The 23,492-nt window shown below is 42.1% G+C and carries 19 protein-coding genes; 5 read left to right on the top strand and 14 right to left on the bottom strand.

The window, feature by feature from the left end:
* Positions 1–147 precede the first annotated feature (147 nt).
* The 4 genes from lnt to AC2SLN_RS11055 all read left to right on the top strand — a co-directional run bounded on the left by lnt (position 148) and on the right by AC2SLN_RS11055 (position 6,112).
* The gene (gene lnt / locus AC2SLN_RS11070; RefSeq protein WP_486549425.1) at positions 148–1,725 is read left to right on the top strand and encodes an apolipoprotein N-acyltransferase; all 1,578 of its coding nucleotides are present in this window, start codon (positions 148–150) and stop codon (positions 1,723–1,725) included.
* Positions 1,726–2,279: 554 nt separating this feature from the next.
* Positions 2,280–2,738 carry a hypothetical protein gene (locus tag AC2SLN_RS11065; RefSeq protein ID WP_486549426.1) on the top strand — a complete coding sequence of 153 codons (459 nt, stop codon included), beginning with the start codon at positions 2,280–2,282 and terminating at the stop codon, positions 2,736–2,738.
* Between the two features lie 543 nt (positions 2,739–3,281).
* Positions 3,282–5,123 (top strand): aminopeptidase P family protein, encoded by a 1,842-nt coding sequence (locus AC2SLN_RS11060; RefSeq protein ID WP_486549427.1) that lies wholly within the window; start codon positions 3,282–3,284, stop codon positions 5,121–5,123.
* Between the two features lie 200 nt (positions 5,124–5,323).
* Positions 5,324–6,112 (top strand): class I SAM-dependent methyltransferase, encoded by a 789-nt coding sequence (locus tag AC2SLN_RS11055; RefSeq protein ID WP_486549428.1) that lies wholly within the window; start codon positions 5,324–5,326, stop codon positions 6,110–6,112.
* A gap of 35 nt (positions 6,113–6,147) precedes the next feature.
* Here AC2SLN_RS11055 and AC2SLN_RS11050 read toward each other — a convergent pair whose 3' ends face one another.
* From AC2SLN_RS11050 to AC2SLN_RS11025, 6 genes are all read right to left on the bottom strand, one after another.
* Positions 6,148–6,456 (bottom strand): cupin domain-containing protein, encoded by a 309-nt coding sequence (locus tag AC2SLN_RS11050; protein WP_486549429.1) that lies wholly within the window; start codon positions 6,454–6,456, stop codon positions 6,148–6,150.
* A gap of 77 nt (positions 6,457–6,533) precedes the next feature.
* Positions 6,534–8,771, bottom strand: coding sequence for a TonB-dependent receptor (locus AC2SLN_RS11045; protein ID WP_486549430.1), 2,238 nt, complete (start codon positions 8,769–8,771; stop codon positions 6,534–6,536).
* Between the two features lie 61 nt (positions 8,772–8,832).
* A complete protein-coding gene (locus AC2SLN_RS11040) occupies positions 8,833–9,903 on the bottom strand; it encodes a siderophore ABC transporter substrate-binding protein (protein WP_486549431.1) in 1,071 nt (356 codons plus the stop codon).
* A gap of 3 nt (positions 9,904–9,906) precedes the next feature.
* Positions 9,907–10,710 (bottom strand): iron ABC transporter ATP-binding protein, encoded by an 804-nt coding sequence (locus AC2SLN_RS11035; RefSeq protein ID WP_486549432.1) that lies wholly within the window; start codon positions 10,708–10,710, stop codon positions 9,907–9,909.
* Positions 10,707–11,723, bottom strand: a complete 1,017-nt coding sequence (locus AC2SLN_RS11030) for an iron chelate uptake ABC transporter family permease subunit (RefSeq protein WP_486549499.1) — start codon at positions 11,721–11,723, stop codon at positions 10,707–10,709. Before AC2SLN_RS11030 ends, AC2SLN_RS11035 begins: the two co-directional genes overlap by 4 nt.
* Before the next feature lie 38 nt (positions 11,724–11,761).
* Positions 11,762–12,703, bottom strand: a complete 942-nt coding sequence (locus AC2SLN_RS11025) for an ABC transporter permease (RefSeq protein ID WP_486549433.1) — start codon at positions 12,701–12,703, stop codon at positions 11,762–11,764.
* Between the two features lie 245 nt (positions 12,704–12,948).
* Here AC2SLN_RS11025 and AC2SLN_RS11020 point away from each other — a divergent pair, with 245 nt between their 5' ends.
* A complete protein-coding gene (locus AC2SLN_RS11020) occupies positions 12,949–13,962 on the top strand; it encodes a helix-turn-helix transcriptional regulator (RefSeq protein ID WP_486549434.1) in 1,014 nt (337 codons plus the stop codon).
* Between the two features lie 119 nt (positions 13,963–14,081).
* On the opposite strand, the gene AC2SLN_RS11015 is transcribed toward AC2SLN_RS11020, so the two are convergent.
* From AC2SLN_RS11015 to urtB, 8 genes are all read right to left on the bottom strand, one after another.
* The gene (locus AC2SLN_RS11015; protein WP_486549435.1) at positions 14,082–15,635 is read right to left on the bottom strand and encodes a phospholipase D family protein; all 1,554 of its coding nucleotides are present in this window, start codon (positions 15,633–15,635) and stop codon (positions 14,082–14,084) included.
* Positions 15,636–15,884: 249 nt separating this feature from the next.
* Entirely contained in the window at positions 15,885–16,466 is a 582-nt protein-coding gene (locus AC2SLN_RS11010) for a dihydrofolate reductase (protein WP_486549436.1), read from the bottom strand.
* A 79-nt stretch (positions 16,467–16,545) separates the two neighbouring features.
* A complete protein-coding gene (locus tag AC2SLN_RS11005) occupies positions 16,546–17,406 on the bottom strand; it encodes a thymidylate synthase (RefSeq protein ID WP_486549437.1) in 861 nt (286 codons plus the stop codon).
* Between the two features lie 62 nt (positions 17,407–17,468).
* Positions 17,469–18,350, bottom strand: coding sequence for a prolipoprotein diacylglyceryl transferase (lgt, locus tag AC2SLN_RS11000; RefSeq protein ID WP_486549438.1), 882 nt, complete (start codon positions 18,348–18,350; stop codon positions 17,469–17,471).
* Positions 18,351–18,566: 216 nt separating this feature from the next.
* A complete protein-coding gene (gene urtE, locus AC2SLN_RS10995) occupies positions 18,567–19,265 on the bottom strand; it encodes an urea ABC transporter ATP-binding subunit UrtE (protein ID WP_486530780.1) in 699 nt (232 codons plus the stop codon).
* 110 nt (positions 19,266–19,375) lie between these two features.
* Positions 19,376–20,362 carry an urea ABC transporter ATP-binding protein UrtD gene (gene urtD, locus AC2SLN_RS10990; RefSeq protein ID WP_486549439.1) on the bottom strand — a complete coding sequence of 329 codons (987 nt, stop codon included), beginning with the start codon at positions 20,360–20,362 and terminating at the stop codon, positions 19,376–19,378.
* Positions 20,362–21,432: an urea ABC transporter permease subunit UrtC gene (gene urtC, locus AC2SLN_RS10985; protein WP_486549440.1), complete on the bottom strand. Its 1,071-nt coding sequence runs from the start codon at positions 21,430–21,432 to the stop codon at positions 20,362–20,364. Before urtC ends, urtD begins: the two co-directional genes overlap by 1 nt.
* Before the next feature lie 10 nt (positions 21,433–21,442).
* Positions 21,443–23,362, bottom strand: coding sequence for an urea ABC transporter permease subunit UrtB (gene urtB / locus AC2SLN_RS10980; RefSeq protein ID WP_495057335.1), 1,920 nt, complete (start codon positions 23,360–23,362; stop codon positions 21,443–21,445).
* Between the last annotated feature and the right edge of the window lie 130 nt (positions 23,363–23,492).

Raw genomic sequence — 23,492 nt, 5'->3', positions numbered from 1 at the left:
GTTAAACTATGTTTGATTTCTCACTAATATAGCAATAGCAATATTGTTTGAATTCATTCGTGTTTTAATGAGTAGCACTCTTATTTTTATCCTAGATCTCTAAATGAAGACCTGCCCTAATATCAGGTATTAGATATTGGAGCCGTCATGCGTGCCTCAACCCAACACGTTCAAACCAGACTTAGCCAGCCTGCTGAGTCTGCCCAGCAAAGCGCAGTGCCAATTGGTATTGCCGTTATTGTCGCCTGGTTGGCAGGGGCGATGTTTATGCTGTCGCTTGCACCCTATGGTTACTGGATTATTGCCTTAATATCGCCCGCCTTATTGTACGCCTTACTGTTAGCGCCGATGTCTAATCTACGCGCATTTGTTATTGGCGAAGCATATGGCATGGGGCTATGGTGTGTTGGTGCTTTTTGGCTATATACCTCCATTCACGACTATGGCGATGTCTCTATGCCACTGGCATTGCTGGCTATCGCAGTGATGGGTCTCGGTATGGGGTTGTTTCATGCAGTGTTGGCTGTGATATTCAATCGCTTTGTCGGTAGGCAGCCTTTGGCATTTGCCGCATTGTGGGTGCTGCAAGAGTGGATGAAAACGTGGTTATTTACTGGATTTCCATGGTTATTTGTGGGATATGCCTTTACAGAGCAAGCTTGGTTGTCTTCATTAGCACCGCTTGGCGGTGTATTTGCCATATCATTTGTTGCCATATTGTTGGCGGCAAGCTTGGTAGAGATATTCCGTCGCCGTGCGGGTTACATGGTAGTCACGGCGCTACTGCTGGCACTAAGTGTGGCGTTATGGTTAATTAATCCTGCTTGGACACAGCCTAAAGCAGGCACACCAGACCTTAAAGTTTCGCTTATTCAAGGCAACATTCCGCAAGACCTAAAATGGTTGACAGAATATCAGTATCAGACGTTAGAGATCTATGCTGGGCTGACAGCAACCGAGTGGGGAAGAGATTTGGTAGTGTGGCCAGAGTCCTCTATTCCCATGTTCCAAACCGAAGCATGGCCCTTTATTACCGAGATGGTCAAGTTCGCCAAAGAAAACAATACCACATGGGTCACTGGCATACCTTATAAAGACGAGGCGGCGTTTAATCCTGAGACGGATAAATATGCACCATTCTATAATGGCGTAATTGCACTAGGTGCCGATGCCGAGGGTCTGTATAAAAAACAACGCCTTGTGCCGTTTGGCGAATATATTCCTTTTGAGGGTGCACTAGACTTATTTCCCAACTTAGCGGGCAATCAAGAGGTTTTGAGTTATAGCCGTGGTTCAGCACACCAACCGCCACTAAAAGTGCGAGGTCGTAACTTAGGCTCAGCTGTATGTTATGAGGTGGCATATCCTGACACCACCCGCCGCAATGCGATTGATACCGACTTTCTACTTACCATCTCTAATGATGCTTGGTTTGGTACCTCTGCCGGCCCATTACAACATTTACAAATGGTACAAATGCGGTCATTAGAGACAGGGCGTTGGTTTATGCGGGCAACCAATACAGGTGTAACGGCTATTATTGACCATAAAGGTAGAATTGTGGCACGTGCGCCCCAGTTCGAGCGTACGGTGCTTCGTGGTCAGGTACAGTCGCGTACAGGGGTTACCCCTTATGTTCGATTTGGTAACTATCCAATATTGGCCATCATTACTCTATTGCTACTATTGAGTGTTATGGGGAATTATGTATCAAAAACTCGATAAAAAAGTGCACTGCTAATCCATAAATAAATTAAGGTGTTTTTACATAAGGTAGCAAATTAAGATATAATAGCAAGATAAACCAACCGTATTGGTGTGGCTTAGGTTGTCATAGCAACCTTAGGCATGAGCAGGCAGTGGCCAATTAAGCCAATGGTGAATGATGTATTGATGAGTTCACTTGTTGGTTACGAATAAAAAATTCGTGTTTTGTGTGTTATTTACAAGAGATAAGCAATGCATTGTTTGTGAAGGTACTCTTTGCAAGGTGCTGGTTTTAAAATGTTTGTTTCAAAGTATTTTATTTACAGTGTTTTATTCAAAGTGCTAAGTTTAGGCATTAAGGTTAAGATACTATTTGTAAACGCATCATCTTGTAAAGGCGTCATATTTTAAAGATCCAATTTATTCCAGTTACCAAAATTATAAAGCACCACTTTATTTAAAGCACCACTTTAAAGGTTATACTTACTCTTATTCGACCTCATTATTAAAAGTGCACTGCACCAATGTGATGATGACATCTTTAACACTCAGCTGATATACATAGGTGATTTATGGCAGATGCAAGCCAAAACAAACCCATTAAAGAATTCACATTCGCCATTTTTGGTATTATTCTGTTTTTGGCGATGATACTGTTAATCGCAATTTCCGCTTTTTTACGTCCAGCAGGCGATCATGTGGTAGCGGAAGCCCCTACTGAGGAAGGCGCGACAGAAATGGTTGCAGCTGAAGCAAATGCGGAACCGGAAGCTGAAGAAACAGCGCCAGTAGAAGAGCCAGCAATAGCAGAAGAGCCAGCAATAGCAGAAGGTAAGGCATCATCAGAGACTGCACCTGCTGCGCCAGAAGGCAAAGAGGATGCTGGAGCTTCGGCAGAAGACGTTGCAACTGATACTGCGGTTGAAGAAAATGTTCTACCACCTGAGGAAGGCCAGCCTTCTGAAGCTAAGCCTACCCAAGAACTGAAAGAGGCTGCAGCAGAAGTGAAAGAAGAAAAAGCAGCTGAATAACTCACTGTAAAAATAGACCAATAGATGTTTTTTGAATAGACAAGTTTTCAATCAACAAGACGATTGCATTTGGCCGATCAGGTTTCTATGTTGATCAATAGCTATTGAAGAGCTTGCTACAGCGTTAACCAATCAACGTGCTATCCTATTATTGGGTAGCACGTTTTTTTATATCGGATACGCCCCATATATAGTCAGCGAACTACTAAACGGTTACAGCGTTAACCTCGTTAAGCCTACTCCAGTAGTACTTGCACTCGGTTGCCTTGTAACCATTTTAGACTTCTTTAACTATAGTTAGTCAAAGCATGAGACGGGGAATTTATCAAAAATTAGTATATTAGTATACAGTTGGAAGAGGTATAGTCGAAACACTTATGGTCAGAGTCATTATAAACGGCTCCGGTGGTAACCTCCCTAGAGATACTACGTGTACTATTTACATTCTTTAGCCTTGAACCTGAAGCATGGGGCATATGGCTTAGATATCGACTATAGCTGACAAGATTTAAAATAAAAATAGCAATAAATAAGAGAAAAAATATGACCAAACAAATATTCCAAGACCGTATTAGCAAACTGCGCCAAGTCCTAAAAGATAATGACATTGCTGCCATTATAGTGCCGACTGCTGACCCGCATTTATCGGAATACCTACCAGAGTATTGGCAAGGTCGTGAGTGGCTGACTGGGTTTACAGGTTCCGTTGGGACACTGGTTGTTACTGAAGACTTCGCAGGCATGTGGACGGACAGTCGTTACTGGGTACAAGCGAAAGACCAATTGGCTGGTACTGGTATTGACATGCAAAAATTGCAAAAAGGTCAGCCCAATCATATTGACTGGCTAGCGTCACATCTTAAGCCTGGGGACAATGTCGCTATCGATGGCAATGTTCTATCACTATCAGAACAAGACCGATTGCTGGATGCTTTTGAGGAGGCTAATGAAGATAGTGATAATATTGAAACACGAGAAGAAGGCATTCGACTCATCACTGAACAAGATTTACTAACTCAACTATGGGCAGACCGTCCAGAGTTGCCCAGTGCCAAACTCTTCGCCCATGATGCCCAATTCGTCTCTCAATCAGCCAAATCCAAACTTGCCGATGTGCGTAAGCATATGACAGAGCTTGGTGCCAGCCATCACCTTATTTCAAGCTTAGATGATATCGCTTGGTTAACCAACTTACGGGGCAGTGATGTCGATTACAACCCTGTATTTTTGGCACATATGCTGATCAGTGCTGATAAAGCCACCTTATTTGTGGATATTAATAAAGTAGATAGTAGCACGGCTCAGTTGCTTAATGAGGCAGGGATTGATATTGCAGAATATGACCAAATCCAATCTGCATTGAGCCAACTCACACCTGCGGATTTATTGTTACTCGACCCTAATAAAGTGGCGGTGGGTACTCTAAATGAGCTAGGAGATGACATTGGTATGATAGAAAATATCGCACCAAGTACCTTACTCAAATCCGTCAAATCCCCTCAGGATATCGAACACATACGTGAAGCCATGCGTCAAGATGGCGCCGCATTATGTGAGTTTTTTGCAGAATTTGAAGCCCGTTTAAGCCGAGGCGAGCGTTTAAGTGAGCTTGATGTCGATACCCTGTTAATCGACATGCGCAGTAAACAACCGCACTATGTCTCGCCAAGCTTTCCCACCATTGCAGGCTATAACGAAAATGGTGCGCTACCCCATTACCGTGCGACAGAAGAGAAGTTCAGCTACCTTGAAGGTGACGGCTTATTACTCATTGACTCAGGTGCTCAATATCAAAATGGCACCACAGATATTACTCGTGTGGTCGGTATTGGTAAGGTAAGCGAGGCGCAAAAACGTGATTTTACCGTCGTATTAAAAGCACACATTGCACTCGCCAAAGCCCATTTCCCAGACGGTTTATCTGCGCCTTTATTAGATGCTATTTGCCGTGCGCCGTTATGGAAAGAGCAACTCGACTTCGGTCATGGCACAGGTCATGGCGTTGGTTACTTCTTAAATGTGCATGAAGGCCCGCAAAGCATTTCTTACAGTACACCACCGACTGCCCAACGTGCCATGAAAGCTGGCATGATTACCAGTAATGAGCCAGGATTATACCGTGAAGGGCAATGGGGTATTCGTATTGAGAACTTAGTTGTGAATCAGCCTGTAGCACATCCTACCGAGTCTGAGTTTGGCAACTATATGTACTTTGAAACCGTGACCTTATGTCCAATTGATACTCGATTGATTCAAGCTGATTTACTCAATGCAGATGAAAAAGACTGGTTAAACAATTATCACCAGCAAGTATTTAACGAGCTGAAAGACCGAGTTAAAGGTCATGCGTTAGTTTGGTTGACTGAGCGTACGAAGGCGGTTTAATAGGTTTAAAGCTTATAATGACTATTCCCAAATAAAAACCCTCTTTTAGAAGACTAAAAGAGGGTTTTTATTTGGGAATATAATTTATATATTCTAATAAGTTTGGTTTAAGTGTTTAATAAGTCGGTATTCATTATGAGTTAAATTATCTATTGTAGGGATAGTCCTATAAGGGCAAGCTTAATTCTCGGAGAATTTATATGACTCACTCAGGTAATGAAAATCTAAGCCATAACCAAGTAGTCGACCGCCAATTTAGCTCACAAGCAGCAAAGTATTTAACCAGTAGTGTACATGCAACAGGGCAGGAGTTTGCTATTGTCGACAATCAACTGCGTCAATTTGATCAACCCCATGTGTTGGATTTAGGCTGCGGAGCAGGGCACATAAGCTTTTGTGTTGCACCTGTTGCTAAAACGGTCATCGCCTATGATTTATCTGCCGAAATGCTCAAAGTCGTCGAGATAACTGCATCAAAAAAAGGACTGGATAATATAAATACGGTAAAGGGTATCGCTGAGTCCTTACCCTTTGCCGACAATAGTTTTGATATAGTCATTAGCCGTTTTTCAGCACATCATTGGCAAGATGTGCCTCTTGCCTTAAGAGAGATGCGCAGAGTTTGTCAGCCTAATGGTCGCATTATTATCATAGATATCATGGCACCTGCAAACCCTTTGTGCGATACCTTTTTACAAACCATAGAAATATTGCGTGATAACAGCCATGTCAGGGATTATTCAGCAGCTGAGTGGCAACTTATGCTTAGTCAAGCAGGCTTAGCCGTTAATACTATGCAAACTCATAAGTTGTTATTAGAGTTTGCAAGTTGGATTAGTCGAATGCGTACCCCAACAGACTATGTAAAAGCTATTCAAGCCTTACAACAGCAGATAGGAGAAGAGGTAAGAAAGTATTATAATCTACAGTCAGATGGCTCATTTACCACCGATGTGGTCACATTAACTGTTAGAGTCAAGCTCGCCTAAACCAAAGTTTTATCTATATGAACAATATAAGACACTCAATTAGAAGGCTCAAAAAATATAACACTGGCTTCAATGGGTGCAAAGGGTTTGTGAGCAGTATTTTTGGGTATGACTACCATCTCCCCTGCGTTAATTTGGACAGTTTCATCTTTAAGTTCTATAAAAAGCTGTCCCGCCACAACATGAAATAACTTATCTTCAAATTCATGGTTATGCCAGTCATAATCGCCTTTCAGCTTCGCCATTTTTACTTGCATTTGGTTAAAGGCAGTGGCCGTTTTGGGCTGCCAAAATTCTTGAATACTCTCTAGCTCATTAGCAATATTGGTTATCTTAAGCGTCATGTTGGTGTTCCTTATATTGTGTGTTTTATGTAGCAGTGATCATTTGCAATTTTTTGAATCGCTCTAAAATTTTTAAATTAAAAGTCGACAGTGGCAGAAACCATAACCGTTCGCGGCGCACCCAATCCAAGTGTAGTATAGTGTGGCTTAGTCCAATAATTTTTATCGGCTACATTTTTAATCTCGGAGCGTATGGTGACAGGATACTGCCAAGCTGAGGTTTTATAGCGAGTGCCTAAGTCAACTATCGTATAGTTTGGAATAGATAGTGTCTTGTCATCAGTAGCATACTGGTCAGATACAGAGGTTACATTGGCTGTTAATGTGAGGTTGTCGATATAAGGTTGGTCCCATTCTGCGCCCAGTTTCGCCTGCCATTCGGGTACACCCGTGGGTTGTTTACCTTGATTGAGGCCCCCGTTCAGACTGGCATCAATATAAGTAACACCCCCCATCAAACGCACATTTGGCAATGGTGCACCAAAGAAACCCCATTCAATACCTCGGTTTTGCTGCTCTCCCTCCACCGCATATATTTTGCTTATTGGGTTGACATCAGCATAAGGTTTTTGAATATCAAACACACTTAAAGTGTGCGAAAACTCGCCTAAATCCACTTTAATACCCACCTCTTTTTGCTTGGTTTTATAAGGAGCAAATGTTTCACCTGCATTTTTGGCAGCGACAGGTGCAGTCTTTCCTTTGGTAAGACCTTCAATATAGTTACCATAAACGGATACTGCATCCGACAGATTTACTAACAAGGCCACAGAAGGTGTGGTTGCACTCTCATCATAGTCTTTACCTGAAGCAAAAAGTCCAGACTGCTTAGTTTCAACCTGCTGATGGCGCACCCCTAAGGTAAGCTGATATTTATCGTCATTAAATGATAAAGTATCTGCTAACCCATAACTGGTCATGCGTGTCTGCGTTTCAAGAAGCTCAGGATCAGTAAAAGGGGCATTAAAATTAGGCCAGACTAGATTAGTGTAAAGATTGTTGTTAATTGTGTTTTTATAAAAATGCCCAGCAAGATTATTAATATCCTTATATGCTGTGGCATTAATCGCAATTTGATGCCCAACACTACCTGTCTCAAAGTCAGTCTTTAAGCCTACTTCGGCCGACTTCTCTTTGGATCTATCTTTAAGGTCACCAATCTTAGTTTCATAGTCACCAGATGTAGTCAATAAAGTAGAAACCGCAGCACTACGAGATTTAAAGGTACTATTACTAAACCCTACTGCGGTATAAAACATTAGATTGTCATTGATATCAAACTCACCGCGAGCTAATCCACCTGTGTCTACAGAGTCGTTAAATGCCCAGTCTGGATTGAGTAAAGTATCTGCATTAAGCGGTGTAGGAAGCTTAACATCAGGTGCAAGGTTCAATCCTCTAGTGGGACCATCTACGTGCTCTTTACTATCATAAAGATCTGCTGAAAGACGAATACGTTTGCCTCGCCAGTCTAGACCAATAGCAGCCAGCTGTGCTTGTTTAGTTTGATTATTAATCGGACTATCTCCGTCTCGATAAACCCCATTAAATCGCACACCAAATTGATTGTTATCACCAAAACGGCGACCTAAATCGACATGCCCACCAAATTGTGAGTCAGATAAATAGCGTGCTGTAACTTGGGTTAATGGTTTGTCAGTGGCGCGTTTTGGTACCAAATTTATTGCACCACCCACCGAGCCATTGGGTGCCATACCATTGAGCATTGCCGACGGTCCTTTTAGTACGTCAATGCGCTCAAACATTTCAGGGGAACTGCGATAGCGCGGTGCTACTCCATAAAGACCATCTACCGTGACATCACTAATATTTGAGTCAAATCCCCTTATTTTAAAACTTTCAAGATTTTGCCCCTCAATGTCGCTACTATAAACGGAGGCATCTGTATTAGCGATAACATCACTAAGGTCGGTTGCTTGAGTATCTTCAATAAACGTTTCGGTATAACTTATGGTATTAAAGGGAGTATCCAACGAGTCTTTATTACCCAAAAATCCAACATGGTTTTTATACGTCACATGGCCACCAGGATAGACGGGTTCTTGATCAGCTTTGGCAACGACAGTGACAATTGGTAAAACCGTTATGGGCAATGCTTCTGACGCTTGAGACTGCTTTTGAGATTGGCTTTCAGTTTGTGCTAGGGCTTCTGGACTAAAAACTATGACCGTACCAAGCAAGCCATACATAAGTGTGCATCTTGCTGACATAATATGATTTAGCTTAAAAGGTGGTTGAGCACTTTTAGTTTTTGCGGGTTGGATATCACTATTATTTTGAATGACTAAAGCCATGTTCTTATCCTATTAAATGATTATTTTTAGACTGAATTTAGACTGAGCAGTATTTGTAATGCTATTTAGGCTGCTCCTGATACCCTCTAATAACATCATCGATTATGATTTGTATTGATGTTGGACTGGCGGATGTGGTGTACCATGCGTCTGCATTAACAAAGATAACTTTGCCGTTTTTCCAAGCTTTGGTGTTCGTAAGTAGCGGATTGCTCACACTATCGGCATCAATTTCGTCTTGATGCTGCATAACAGCTGTTCTATCAATGATGTACAAAATGTCAGGATCTGCATTAAGAATGAACTCACTTGAAATTGGCTCACCGTGTAAACTAGTTTCAACAACTGTACTGGCAGGTTTAACCCCCAAATCGCTAAAAACAAACCCATAACGGGACTGCACACCAAAGTTGCTAAATGCACCATTGTTATGCAAAATTACCAACGCTCGCTCATTTCTATCTTGAGTAATCGCTTTCACTTCCGCTAATTTTTCGTCAATAGCATCAATTTTTTTCGTGGCTAGTGCTTCTTTTTGGAAAATCTTACCTAAGGTTAGTAGATGCGCTTTTATTTTGGCGATATGACCACTTTGGCTGTTTTTATAATCAATATCAAAATGCAGCGTTGGGGCAATATGAGATAATTCTTCATAGTTTTGTGCTTGTAGTGGTGTCATCAAAATCAAATCTGGATGCAGCGCATGTACTCGCTCCATATTGGGCTGCACAATAGAGCCCAAATCTTGCACACGTCCATCATCTTTGTATTGAGATAAAAAGTTGGGAACAAAGTCCTTTACCATACCTGCAATGGGAATTTGAAGTTGGTCAAGAAAATCAACCTCATTCATAGATAGCGCGGCGACTATTGTTGGTGGCTTTACAATTACTGTCTTACCGAGCTGATGCTGAATAGTGAGTGGAAAAGACTGTTCTGATTGTTCTAAATCTGCTTGTTCTAGTGCCATTCGTTGCGCACTATCTTGAGAAGATGCCGATTGCTCTGTCGCATTTGTTGAACCCTGCTGTGACGCTTGAGCATCCTTATGCTCTGGTTGTTGACAGGCTTGGACTAAAATAGCCAAACCACATACCAATATAAAACAACCATTTTCTTTATTTAAAGCCATTTTTTATCCCTCATTTTTTGCCATAAAATAATTACATAGCATTCCGCTATTGCTTTTATTGCCGCTTTTATTAACATCGTTAATATGAGTAATATCAAAGGCTAATTCATATAATTTAGTTAAGTTTTTCTCATTAATGACCCTGTTTACTGCACCATCAAACATAATCTCTCCGCCTTTTAGAGCAATGATGTAATCGGAATAATTGGCAGCAAAGTTAATGTCATGAATGACCAAAACCACGGTGCGACCTTGCTCATCGCACAAACGCCGTAGCGCCTGCATTATTTGAACACAATGCTTGATGTCAAGATTATTTAGCGGTTCATCCAGTAACAGCACATCCGTTTGTTGTGTTATGGCCATGGCCAAAAAAGCCATTTGGCGTTGTCCGCCACTAATTTCATCGATATAGCAGTGGCGTAAAGACTCTAATCCTAAAAAGGAAATAGAGTCTTCAATAACCTGCCAATCCGATTGCGTTAATGCGCCGCGACTGTAAGGAAAGCGTCCAAAAGAAACTAACTCCTCAACAGTCAAGCGCAGGTTAAAACTATTGGTTTGACGGAGTGTGGCGACGTAATGGGCATACTTGGACGTCTGAATATCTCGAATACGGCAATGATCGATCATTACCTCACCGCTACTTGGCTCTAGCAACTTAGCAATAATCATCAATAATGTAGACTTGCCTGCTCCATTTGGTCCAATGAGTGAGGTAATTTGTCCTTTGGGAATGTCAACACTGATATTGGATAGGATGGCCTGTTTGCCATAATGCTTGTAGATATTATTGACCTCAATCATGCTGTGCCCTTCCCACCCACATTAGTACGTGCATTGGTATGTACCGTTAAAGCCAGAAAGTAAATACCACACACTAGATTTACCAAAATACTGACCGTTGTTTTATAGTTAAAAACATGCTCCACCAAAAGCTGTGCAACTAAAAAAATAGCAATAGACACCAGAGTGCCAATGGGTAGAGTTAGTTTGTGCTTATGACTACCTACTAAAGCATAAGTAATATTGGCGATGAAGATACCCATAAACGCTGTAGGGCCTATCAGGCTGGTAGATACCGCCACCAAAATGGCAATTAAAGCCAAAACTAAGTGCACATACTTGGGATAATCGACCCCAAGCGACAAAGATTGCTCTCGTCCCAATGCCATGACATCCAATATTGGTAAGGTTTTTCGCCCTACCCAGACCACTATTGCTACCAGCACTGCGCCATAAGTTAATATTTCAGGGTTGCTACGGTTAAAAGAGGTATAACTTACCCCTTGTAGGACTGAAAACTCAGATGGACTGATACGCAACTGGATAAATTGAGTAACCGTGCTAAGTACCATTGTTAATACAAAGCCAAACAGCAGCAGCATAAACATGTCGTTCTTACACTTTGGCAATAACCAGCGATGTAGCAACAATGAGTACATCAGCATGAGTAGCAACGAGATAACGAAGTGGCCAGTTGCTCCAAGTAGCATTGTCCCTTTAGTCCCCATTACCAACAACAATAGTGCTTGCCAAAGTAGGTAAACTGCTTCATATCCCATAATAGAGGGCACTAAAATACGATTGCCGACGATTGTCTGAAAGGTTATCGCCGATAAGGTTAAACAAACACTACCGATAATAAGGGTCGCTAGTCTAAGCAGTCGTTTAGGAATAAGGTAATCAAAATCTAAACCATTGCTTAAGTTCGAGTCGACCAGCAGAAAAGTGAGCATTAACCCAAGTATAAATATGACACCCAACCAAACCTTGAATATCGCTAACGTTTTCAGCAGTTTTGAGTGAGTCACACCCATTACTATCTTTTTTAAAACCGTTTTTATTGGCACCTGTGTCATCGCACACCCCTTATGATTAAAATAAGGAATATCACCCCACCAATACCCCCTGCCGTTAGCCCAATAGGGACTTCAAAAGGATAAATAACAATCCGCCCAACAATGTCGCTAACTAACAGTAAACAGGCACCACCGAGCGCTACGAGTGGCAACGTTCGGGATAAATTCTCTCCATATTTTAGGGCAACTAAATTTGGCACTACCAAACCGACAAAAGGAATAGCTCCGACTGTAATAACAGACACTGCTACTGTAATGGATACCAACATAAGCCCCATTGCCGTAGTTGCTATATAACTCATCCCAAGACTGGTTGCCATCTCCTCACCCATGCCCATTAGCGTAAAGCGATGGGCATATAAATAAGTCAGTACAACAATGGGTATAATGATATAAATCAGCTCATAATGACCCTGAACAACTCGCGAAAAATTACCGAGCAGCCACCCTTGCATGCTTTGTAGAATATTATGTTGATAGGCATAAAATTCTGCTATTGCGCTCAGTACACTGCCATACATCAAGCCGAGCACAGGAATTAGAACCGAGTTTTTAAACTTGATGCGTTTAATGATGGCGATAAACAGTAGGCTAGCTACAAAGCAAAAAGTTAGAGAAAACAACATTTTGCTAAAAGTACTGGTATTGGGTAATAGGGTAATAGCTACTAAAATACCTAGTTTCGCTGCATCTAGTCCGCCAGATGTAGCAGGCTCTACGAATTTATTGTGTACTATGTGCTGTAAAATAACGCCGCTAGTAGCAAGCCCAACGCCTATTAATATCAAGGCAGCTAAACGGGGTATTCTACTGGCTGTCAACGTGAGCCAAGTATTACCCGATAAGTTGAACAGCTCAGGCAATACAATTTGATTAGTACCGATAACTAAGGAGATAACACAGAGAGCGAAAAATAAAATCAATAATCGGAATAGCATTAATTATTCGGCATTAAGGTTTATGAGAATGATTATTATCTATTATCCTTTTTTTAATTATGTAATAATCGGAAAAAAAGAATGTCGCAATTGGAAAAGTTTTTAGCATATGGTTCGCTTTGCATTGTAGCGACCTTCGCTAGACTACATACTAATGAGTATTAGGTTGTATTGATGATGGCTATATTGAAGATAGTGAGTAAATTGAAGATAGTGAGTGAATTGAAGATAGTTAGTGACAAATTATGACTATAAATTATGATAAGTTGTTATGGATAACTAACAGTGTTGGTAACGCAGTCGTTGAAAGTGCCTACGATGACAGTAATGACGTGGGAAGTGCCGTTAGAACTGGCCCAATTACTGTAAATTCCGTTGCTGTCAATAAAGAAACGCACCAAATTCGCCAAGGGTTTCGATTGGTTCGTGAACAGACCTATACATCCACTCCCCTCTACTATCCGCCATTTGAAAGAACAGATTATATTGGGGTATGTTTTTTGTTTGCTCCAGAAGAAATAGATAAGAATAATCTAGCGTTTAAGCATATCTATCATAAAGATTTGAATATTACGAATGGCTTTCAATATCAAGCAGAGACTCTATACGCTATAAATAAGCCTCTACATTATGTTAGTTTACAGTTTGATAGTTACTTTATTGAATCGCTAAACGAACAGCAGTCAATACCAAAATGGCTATTAAGTTTGGCTTCTTATAAAGATGGATATGTACTTGACCGGATGACTGTCTCGCCTATTTTAAGACATTTAGCATGGCAGATAAGTCAATTGCCACTAACAAGGTTACTTAGCGACTCGTTGCGTATAGAGTCTAAAGCTTTAGACTGGCTGGCTGGCATGATTGAGTCTAACCCGACACATAAGCCGATAAATGATCATGTCTTAGTGGGCAATGATTTAGCGAATAAATCTAAGAGGTTTGTGATGTTAGCGTGTGATATTATTCATAAAGAATACTCTCAGCCACTAACTATCCGGGAGCTGGCTTTAAGGGTAGGGACAAATGCCTCATATCTAAAACAATATTTTAAGTCTTATACAGGGCAAAGCATTCATGAGTACTTGACTCATTATCGGTTAAGACAAGCTCAAAATTTGCTAATACTACAGCCTATGCTTAATATACAAATAGTTGCTGAGCTGTGTGGGTATCAAGCAGGGTATTTTAGTCAATTATTTAAAGATACCTATGGTATTTCTCCGTCCCATTATCGTCAAACTAAGATAGCTGAGTAGTTACAGTACCTAATAAGCAATTCCTCTAAAAAAATAGCAATCATAAGACGTCTTTTTATACGTTTATTTTTATGATAAAAAGGGGTCGGTTTTTAGATTTTTATCGTCTCATATCATTCTCATAATAACCACTCAATCGGTAGCAACGAACATATCCAGACCCCAATACGGGACCATGCAGAGCTGTGAGGCTCATCATCGAACTCAACAATCTGATGGTTCTCTTCGGTTTCCCAGTGTAGTTTTCCTTGGGGGGATTTGCTAACCACATAGCTGTACTGCATCTGATTTTTCTTCATATTATCAGCCAGATAACTTGCTAGCTCTGGACTATCGAATATAAACCCCATCTCTGTGTTTAGTGAAGCGGAGCGAGGGTCGATATTAAAAGATCCAATAAACAAGGTTTTGGTATCGATAATAAAGGTCTTGGCATGTAGGCTGGCACCGCTACTTTTGATCATGCCGCCATGGTGTTTAGTAATAACAGTCGCCATCGGCTTTAGCTCAAAAAGCGATACGCCAGAGTCTAGCAAAGGTTTCCGATATTTGGCATAACCGGCATGAACAGGTACGACATCAGTGGCTGCAAGAGAGTTGGTAAGTACAGCGACCCGTTTGCCATCTTTAGCCAGCGAAGTAAACACATCTTTACCACGCTTGGTGGGGACAAAGTAGGGAGAAATAATCAGCAACTCATGTTGGGTTTTCTGCATCAAAGGGATAATATTGGTAAGAAGTGAGTCGGATTTTTTGGGCTGTCGCAATACTTTGGCGGGAGAGTCACTGATCAGCTGTGTCTCCGTCCATATTAGAGGCAGTGAGCCCTCGCGCAATTTTTTTACAAACGTAGATTGTCCCAATTCTTTTAAAAAAGTGTTCGTCTCAGTATTGTTAATAGGCTTGGGATCAAAGGCGGCAAATGTCTTATCTTTTATGATATTTTCAGCCGGATAAGAGGATTCACTGACCCAATACTGATCAAAGTCCTGCTCGACATCTTTAGCAACTGGTCCAACGGCCAGAATATCCAAGTCAGCAAACATGACACCACTACCAAAGCCAAAATATTCATCGCCCACATTACGACCACCCCCAATGGTCACTAAGCCGTCTGCGGTAAATGATTTATTATGCATCCGCCGATTTAGGCGAAAAAAGTCACTTAAGTAACCTAGTGTGCGAAAGCGGCGCTGCATAAACGGGTTGAACAGACGCACTTCAATATTAGGGTGAGCATTGATCTTAGAGAGCAACTCATCCATACCATCAGTGTTGTTATCATCAAGCAATAGACGCACCCGCACCCCACGCTCAGCGGCTTGATACAGGCTTTGCATGAGCAGGTGGCCAGTGGTATCGTCGTGCCAGATATAATATTGTACATCTAACGTATCTTGAGCCGATGCTGTGAGTGCTAGCCGAGCCAAAAAGGCTTCATGACTATTATCCAATAGGTAGACACCACTTAGCCCAGGATGCTCATTTATGACAGGCAGAATCTGTTTAGCTATGGTGCTATTAGGATCGACAGGAAGGTGGACTGAGGCCTTGCGCTGAGTATTATCAGGTAAATCTTGATAAGTCATTAAGCCCAGTAGAGCCAGCAGCACCAATAGTCCTAACAAAGCTATGACTATAATCAGCAGTTTTTTTAGTACGCTTACTAACATAGCGGGCCCTTTATGGCTAAACAAAGACGAATCAAGAATCTTATAGGTCGACGCTGTTTAAAGGTCATTGTTGTTAAGGTGGATGTTGTTTGAAGGTATTTAGAACAGTCAGTATGGTTAAGAGTTGCTACCCCAGCTCCTGATAGTTTGATAAAACGGTCAAAAAAAGCCTACGTTTACAGCAGGCTCTATTTCTTTATTCGTCTATTAAGCCTCTATTAAAAAGCAGCTTAGTCTATCAGCTATGCTTTATGATTTTATTTTCATATAAGTGACAAATTTATAAGTCAAACCGTTATCGTCATCAGTATGAGAGTCAGACTCTGAGGCAAGCTGAAAACCTTCTGGGATTTCTGGGTAAAATGCGTCTCCATTTTCAATCTCAGTATCTACCACTGTTAGCTCGATGCGGTCGGTATACATCATAGTGTTTTTGAAAATCTTCTCACCACCAATGATCCAAATGGTTGTAAATTTCAAACCATGTGCTACGTTAGCCGCTTGAGTGAGAGCATCATCCATATTATGTACAATAATAAAGTTATCGTTTGCAGTTAGGCCGTTTTCTTTGGCATAATCTAATTGAGTAGTGATGATAAAGTTAACCCTTTTTGGTAGAGGCTTCCCACCCATCGACTCAAAAGTTTTACGACCCATAATAACGATACCTTTGACACCGCTATCGGCATAGGCATCAGTTTCTGCTGTGGTCAACGCTTTAAAGTGTTTTAAGTCCTTTGAAATATGCCAAGGAAGACGATTGTTTTTACCAATACAGCGGTTATTGCTGATGGCAGCAATTTGGGCAACTTGGGTGTGCGCATAGCTCATTAGAATATCCTTTTATTATAAATAAGCGGTTATAAGCAGTTGTTTTTAGTCAATACTTAAACGTTAAGGGTGCTAAAAATTATACGGCAACGGGTGCTTTAATGGCTGGATGTGATTGATAGTTTTCAACTCGAATGTCTTCAAATTTAAAGTCAAAAATATCTTTCACGTCTGGGTTTAACCATAAGCTAGGTAGCTCATAAGCAGTGCGTGATAACTGCTCGTTGACTTGAGTAATATGGTTTTGATAGAGGTGACAGTCACCACCTGTCCAAATAAACTCGCCAACTTTTAGGTCACATACTTGAGCAATCATATGAGTCAGTAGGGAGTAGCTGGCGATATTAAAAGGCACGCCCAAAAATAAATCGGCTGAACGTTGGTATAACTGACAAGACAATTTTCCATCAGCCACAAAAAATTGGAAAAGGGTATGGCAAGGGGGTAGGGCAACTTGATTGGCTTCCGCTGGATTCCAGCCTGAAACGATTAAACGGCGCGAATTTGGATTGGTTTTTATTTGTTCAATAAGCGTTTTTATTTGGTCAACCCCATCTTGCCGATAGCGGCCATCCTCATTTTTTGTGGCGCCATAATTACGCCATTGATGACCATAAATTGGGCCAAGCTCACCTTCTGGGCGACCAAAACGAGCAGTTTGCTCAGCGGTAGACCATTCATTCCAAATACGCACACCGTTATCTTGCAAATACTTAACGTGCGTATCGCCATTTAAAAACCAAAACAGCTCATAGGTAATAGATTTCATATGAACTTTTTTGGTGGTCAGCAAAGGAAAGCCATCGTTTAAATCAAACCGAATTTGGGCACCAAAATGGCTTAGCGTACCCGTGCCCGTTCTGTCCCCTTTAGGGGTGCCGTGATCACGCACATAGCGAATTAAATCAAGGTAAGCAGCTTCATTTTTTGAGGTTATCATAGTTATCAGTGTATTAATCAGTGTGGTTGTGAATGTATTGAAATAGACGCAAATTATACTGGTTACACGGCTGCGTGTTTGCCCCAGTCATATTCTTGACGGCGATAGGCTAAAATCATTAATACGACACCAAGGATAATCATCGGTAAGGTATATAACTGGCCTTTACTCATCCAGCCAAATATAAGCTCGTAACCTGCATCTGGCTGGCGGAAAAACTCAATTACAAAGCGACTGATGCCGTAACAAAGCATAAATAATGCCGTCACGGCCATGCGCGGGCGAGGTTTTGATGAAAACCACCAAACAATAATAAAGGTCAATAAGCCTTCCGCAAATGCTTCGTACAACTGTGAGGGATGACGGGGTAATAAATAAATGCTGTTCACTTGCGTCATTAAGGATTGCAAGGCAGAGTTAGTATTAATCAGCTGTGCATCAAAGGCAGCGGCTTGAGGAAAATAAGTCAGCCAGCTGTATCCACCATCTGAGACACGTCCCCAAAGCTCGCCATTGATGTAGTTACCAAAGCGGCCAAATAGCAGCCCAGTGGGTACGCAAGGCACAATAAAATCTAATACGTTGAAAATTGGTTTTTTGTATTTACGTGCAAAAAATATCATGGCAAGTGCCACACCCACAAAGCCCCCATGGAACGACATACCACCTTCCCATACTCTGAATAGATACATCGGGTTTTGCAGCAATTCGCCAAACTGATATAGCAGCACATATCCAATACGGCCCCCTAATATCACACCAAGTGCGCCATAGAATACAAGGTCTGACACCATATCACTAGTCCATCCCTCTCTTTTAGTACTGCGATACCAAGCAAGCCCATACGCGGCTGCGAAGGCAAGTAAATACATAAATCCATACCAATGTACTTGTACTGGGCCTAGGGATAATGCGACAGGATCAAATTGAGGATGAATCATCATAGTAAGTGTCTATTAGTTGTATTATTTGATGAGAGTCATAATAGCAAAATTTAATCAATAGAGCATTACAGTCTGTTTGATCATTCACAAATTAGTCCTAGCCATTTCCATGCTTGAAGGATCAAAACAGACCCTGAACTATTATTTGATTGAGAAAGATACAAAAAAGCCGAGTACGTGGAGGACTCGGCTAAGGTAGTAAATTTAGAGTTAAGTTTAAATAGCCACCAGTTCTTGAATATTGTTTTCAGCCATCACATTGCCTGCGCCCTGTGCCACAACTTGGCCGCGTGATAGCACAGTATAATTATCAGCAAGCTCTTCAGCAAATTCATAAAACTGCTCAACTAAGACGATTGCCATATCGCCTTTATCCGCCAAACTGCGAATGACTCGGCCAATATCTTTAATGATAGAAGGCTGAATACCTTCGGTGGGTTCATCTAAAATGAGAATACGCGGCTCGGAGGCGAGGGCACGCGCAATAGCCAACTGCTGCTGCTGACCACCGGACAAATCACCGCCACGGCGATGCTTCATCTCATCAAGCACTGGAAATATATCGTATAGATGCTTTGGTACTTTGCCTGCTTTGCGCTGTGAAAACTTTGCCATGCCAATAAGAATGTTTTCCTCAACCGTTAACGTTGAAAAAATATCGCGGCCCTGCGGAACATACGCCAATCCCTCACGCACACGCTGCTCAGGTGTCATCTTACTGATGTCTTTTCCGTCTAATAAAATCTGGCCTGATTTTATTGGCAAAATACCCATTAGGCATTTTAGTAACGTGGTCTTGCCAACACCGTTACGGCCAAGTACCACACTACATTCCCCAATCGGGGCGGCAAGCGTCACATCACGTAGAATATGACTGCCACCGTAATATTGATTTATGGCATTAACTTCTAACATATAAACACCCTAATTTTTGTGTAAATTCTGATTTTTCAGTGCCGTTATTATTTTCAGTGGCATTTTTAGCCCATGTCAATATAGAGTCTTACTGCCACCGACCATATTAACTATCGGCCAAGATAGGTCTCAATAACTGCTTCATCGTTTTGCACTTCTGCCAAGGTGCCTTCTGCTAAAATTGCCCCATTTGCCAGTACGGTTACCTTCTCACTAATCGCATCAATAAAGGTCATGTCATGTTCAACCACCACAAGGGTATGGTTTTTCTTAAGACGTAGACACAGCTCAGCAGTATGCTCCGTTTCGGCGTCAGTCATGCCAGCGACAGGCTCATCAAGTAAGATAAGCTTTGGGCTTTGCATGAGTAACATGCCAATCTCTAGCCACTGCTTTTGACCATGAGATAACAGCCCAGCTGGCTTATGGAGCATGTCTTTTAAACGGATTTGTTCAAGTGTTGAATCAAGGGTGTTCTGTGTGTCGGCATCAATTTTAGTAAACCAGCTTTTTGAAACCCGTTTGTCTTTAGGTGCTGCAAGCATTAAATTATCAAGTACGGTAAAGTTCTCAAACACTGTTGGTTTTTGAAACTTACGACCAATGCCCGCTTCAGCAATTTGCTCGGTAGACAGCTTCGATAAATCATGAACCTGACCAAAAAACGCCGTACCTTCAGTCGGTCGCGTTTTACCCGTAATGACATCCATTAGGGTGGTTTTACCCGCCCCATTAGGTCCAATAATGCAGCGCAGCTCACCTTCTTCGATATAAAGCGATAAATTGTTTAGAGCACGAAACGAGTCAAACCAGACACTGACTTCTTCTAAATAGAGCGCAATACCATGGCTCATATCAGGCCCTGACTTAGGTTTAGGATGCGCTAAGCCATCGCTATCCCCATAATCCTCACCTAAGCTAGTGGTCACAGGCGTAGTCGTTGTCGCCTTGCTGGTTAGTTTATGATCTACGCTATTGGGCTTACCAGCTGCGGGGTTATTTTCACTGTAGTCAGTTACCCCTTTAATAGGGGTCTTTACTAATCCCTCAGTTGCTGTAGGCTGCGCTAAGTTTGAATCAATTGATTGTTTTGGCATTATTCTTTTTCCTTCTTAAAGCGGTCGAGTAGGCCAATAATGCCATTCGGCATAAATAAGGTAACAACAACAAATAGCCCACCTAAGATAAGTAACCAAAATTCAGGGTAGGCAACCGTAAAGTAGGTTTTGATAGCATTCACAGCGCCAGCACCGACTATGGCACCAATCAAGGTTCCACGGCCACCAGCAGCAACCCAAACAGCCATCTCAATAGAGTTAACGGGGTTCATCTCGCCTGGATTGATAATCCCTACTTGTGGGACATATAACGCTCCAGCAATACCCGCAATCACGGCAGACAATACCCAAGCAGATAGCTTGTACCAAAGCGTACGATAGCCCAGATATTGCAAGCGGTTTTCACTGTCACGAATGGCGCCAAGTACACGTCCATAAGGTTGATTCATTAAATAGCGAAGTCCGATATATGAGAGCAGTAGTGCCAAAGCGGTCGCAAAGCAAAGCATGGCTCTGGTTGAAGCGGCGGTAATGTCATAGCCAAGTAACGTGGTAAATCCTGTGAAGCCGTTATTACCCCCAAAGCCCGTTTCGTTACGGAAGAATAGCAAGGCGGCGGCATAGGTCATGGCTTGGGTAATAATGGAGAAGTAAACGCCTTTGATTTTGGAGCGGAAGGCGAAGTAGCCAAAGATAAACGCTACAAGACCTGGCACTAGAACTACCAGCGCCATTGCCCACCAAAAGTGTTGAGTACCTGCCCAGTACCACGGCATTTCAGTCCAGCTTAAAAAGCGCATAAAGTCGGGTAGGGCAGCGCCTGCGGTTTCACGAGTGAGATACATCCCGAAGGCATAACCGCCTAAAGCAAAATACAAACCGTGGCCTAAACTTAAAATACCCGCATAGCCCCATACCAAGTCTAAAGCTAGCGCTACCATGGCAAGTGCCATGATTTTGCCTATTAAAGTGATCCAGTAAGCAGATAGGTGCAACGCTGAGGTTTCTGGCATTAAATGTAGCCAAGGCAATATCAGCAGTACCAGAAAGCATAGACCAATTAAGAGGGCGTTGCGCGGTGTATCAGATAGTAATTGAGTCAATTTCATAGGGTTCTCCTTAATCCACAAATCGGCCTTTGAGGGCGAATAAACCTTGTGGACGTTTCTGAATAAACAGAATCACAAGAACCAGTAATACAATTTTAGCCATAACAGCACCGATGCCAATTTCAAGCACAGTACCGCTGACACCAAGACCTAGAGCTGCCAATACAGCGCCCCATACTTGACCAACACCACCAACGACGACGACTAAAAAGGCATCGATTATATAAGTCTGACCTAAATCAGGGCCAACGTTACCCACTTGCGCCAAAGCGCAACCAGCAAGCCCAGCAAGTCCTGAACCAAGTCCAAAAGCGAGCATATCAATACGGGCAGAAGGAATACCAACGGCGCGCGCCATTTGACGGTTTTGAGTCACGGCTCGAACAAACAAGCCAAAGCGGGTCTTATTCAGCAAATACACCAGTAGCGCCAATACAATCACAGTAAAACCGATAATAGCGATACGGTTATATGGTAGTGATAAACTTGCGGAAACCTGATAAGCACCGCTTAACCAGTCAACGTTACTCACTTCCACGTTTTGTGCGCCAAAAATCATACGCACCAGCTGCATTAAAATCAGACTGACACCGAAGGTCGCCAGTAAAGTTTCAAGCTCACGGCCGTATAAAGGACGAATGACAATACGCTCGATAATCATGCCAATAACAGCACTGACTAAGAAGGCAACAGGGATGGCTGCGACTAAATACCATCCTGCCATACCCGGTAGATAGGTTTGAAATAGATTTTGCACCACATAAGTGGCATAAGCCCCAATCATAATCAGCTCACCATGTGCCATATTAATCACACCTAGTAACCCAAAGGTAATGGCAAGACCAAGAGCGGCTAAAAGCAAGATACTAGCAGTACTCATACCAGTAAATAAATGACCTGTCCAAGTACTGACTTTAATTCTATTGGCAACACTGCTTTCGGCTGCCACTAATGCACTTTTTAACGCAGGATCTAAATTGTCAGCAGTGAGGGCAGATTGAATATCAACTAGGACTTGCGGACTGTCGCTATCTGCAAGCTGATTTACCGCCGCAATTTTAGTGGGTAGATCGCCATCTCTGAAGTCTATACGGGCTTGTAGAGCTGCTAGGGCATCTATAACCTTGCTGTTTTTCTCATTAGCAGCGGCTGCTGTAATCGTCGCAGGGTCTACTTGATCAATATTCTCAGATAGAATTTCTACTGCTTGTAAGCGCTGTGCAGGTTTTTCTGATTCAAGCTTGACCTTAGCTTGACCAAAAATAAGGGCAGAGCGTAGGGCATTGGTCAGCGTAATTTGTGATAAATCGCTAGGCCATTCGCTGGTTTCTTGTTTATCAGGATAAGTGAATAATTGATCGTCACTATTGAGCAGATAAGTTTGACCGCCATTGCCTTGATACAGCTCATCTTTGCTAATAAGCTCAACTAACGTATCTAAGCTTTCAGCGGTTCCAGGCCAGCTGTTTAACATGGCTTGGCGCTGAGCAAAATCAGCCGCTACAAATTGCTCAATCGCATCACCAGAATGAGTTGTAGCACCCTGAGTGGCGACGTTTGGAGTCGTGAGCGACTGCGCGTTTTGGTCTTGCAGTGTGGTATCAGTTGATGTCGTTAAATTCGATGTTATCGCTACTGTATTGAGGCCTGAAGCATCATCTATAGGGTTTGCATTAATAGATTGAGTAGTATCAACTTGGGTTTGTTCTTGAGTTTGGGCATGAGCAGGTGTCAGTACAGAAAATAATGTTATAAATAACAAGGGCACCCATAAACAAAGGTTCATAAGACGCTTCATTAACCCTTGTTTATAAGTCTCTGCATGATTTGATATCAGTAACGTACTGTATTTGTGAATAGTGCTATTGATATTATCGGTATTAAAAGAGGCTGTCTGTGTGGTCACTGAGCGGATTGGTGGGCATGGCATCTTTTACGGCTCCAAAGTGATTTAAAATCGACATTCCCTGCAATGATGTCTAACCTTTTTATACTAATTAAGCAGATATTGACCTCAACGTTGCCGTTTTAGTTCCTTTATCCAATAAGCAGTATCCTGC

It is taken from the genome of Psychrobacter sp. CX90 (assembly GCF_057396305.2).
This window is presented reverse-complemented; position numbering and strand designations above follow the sequence as displayed.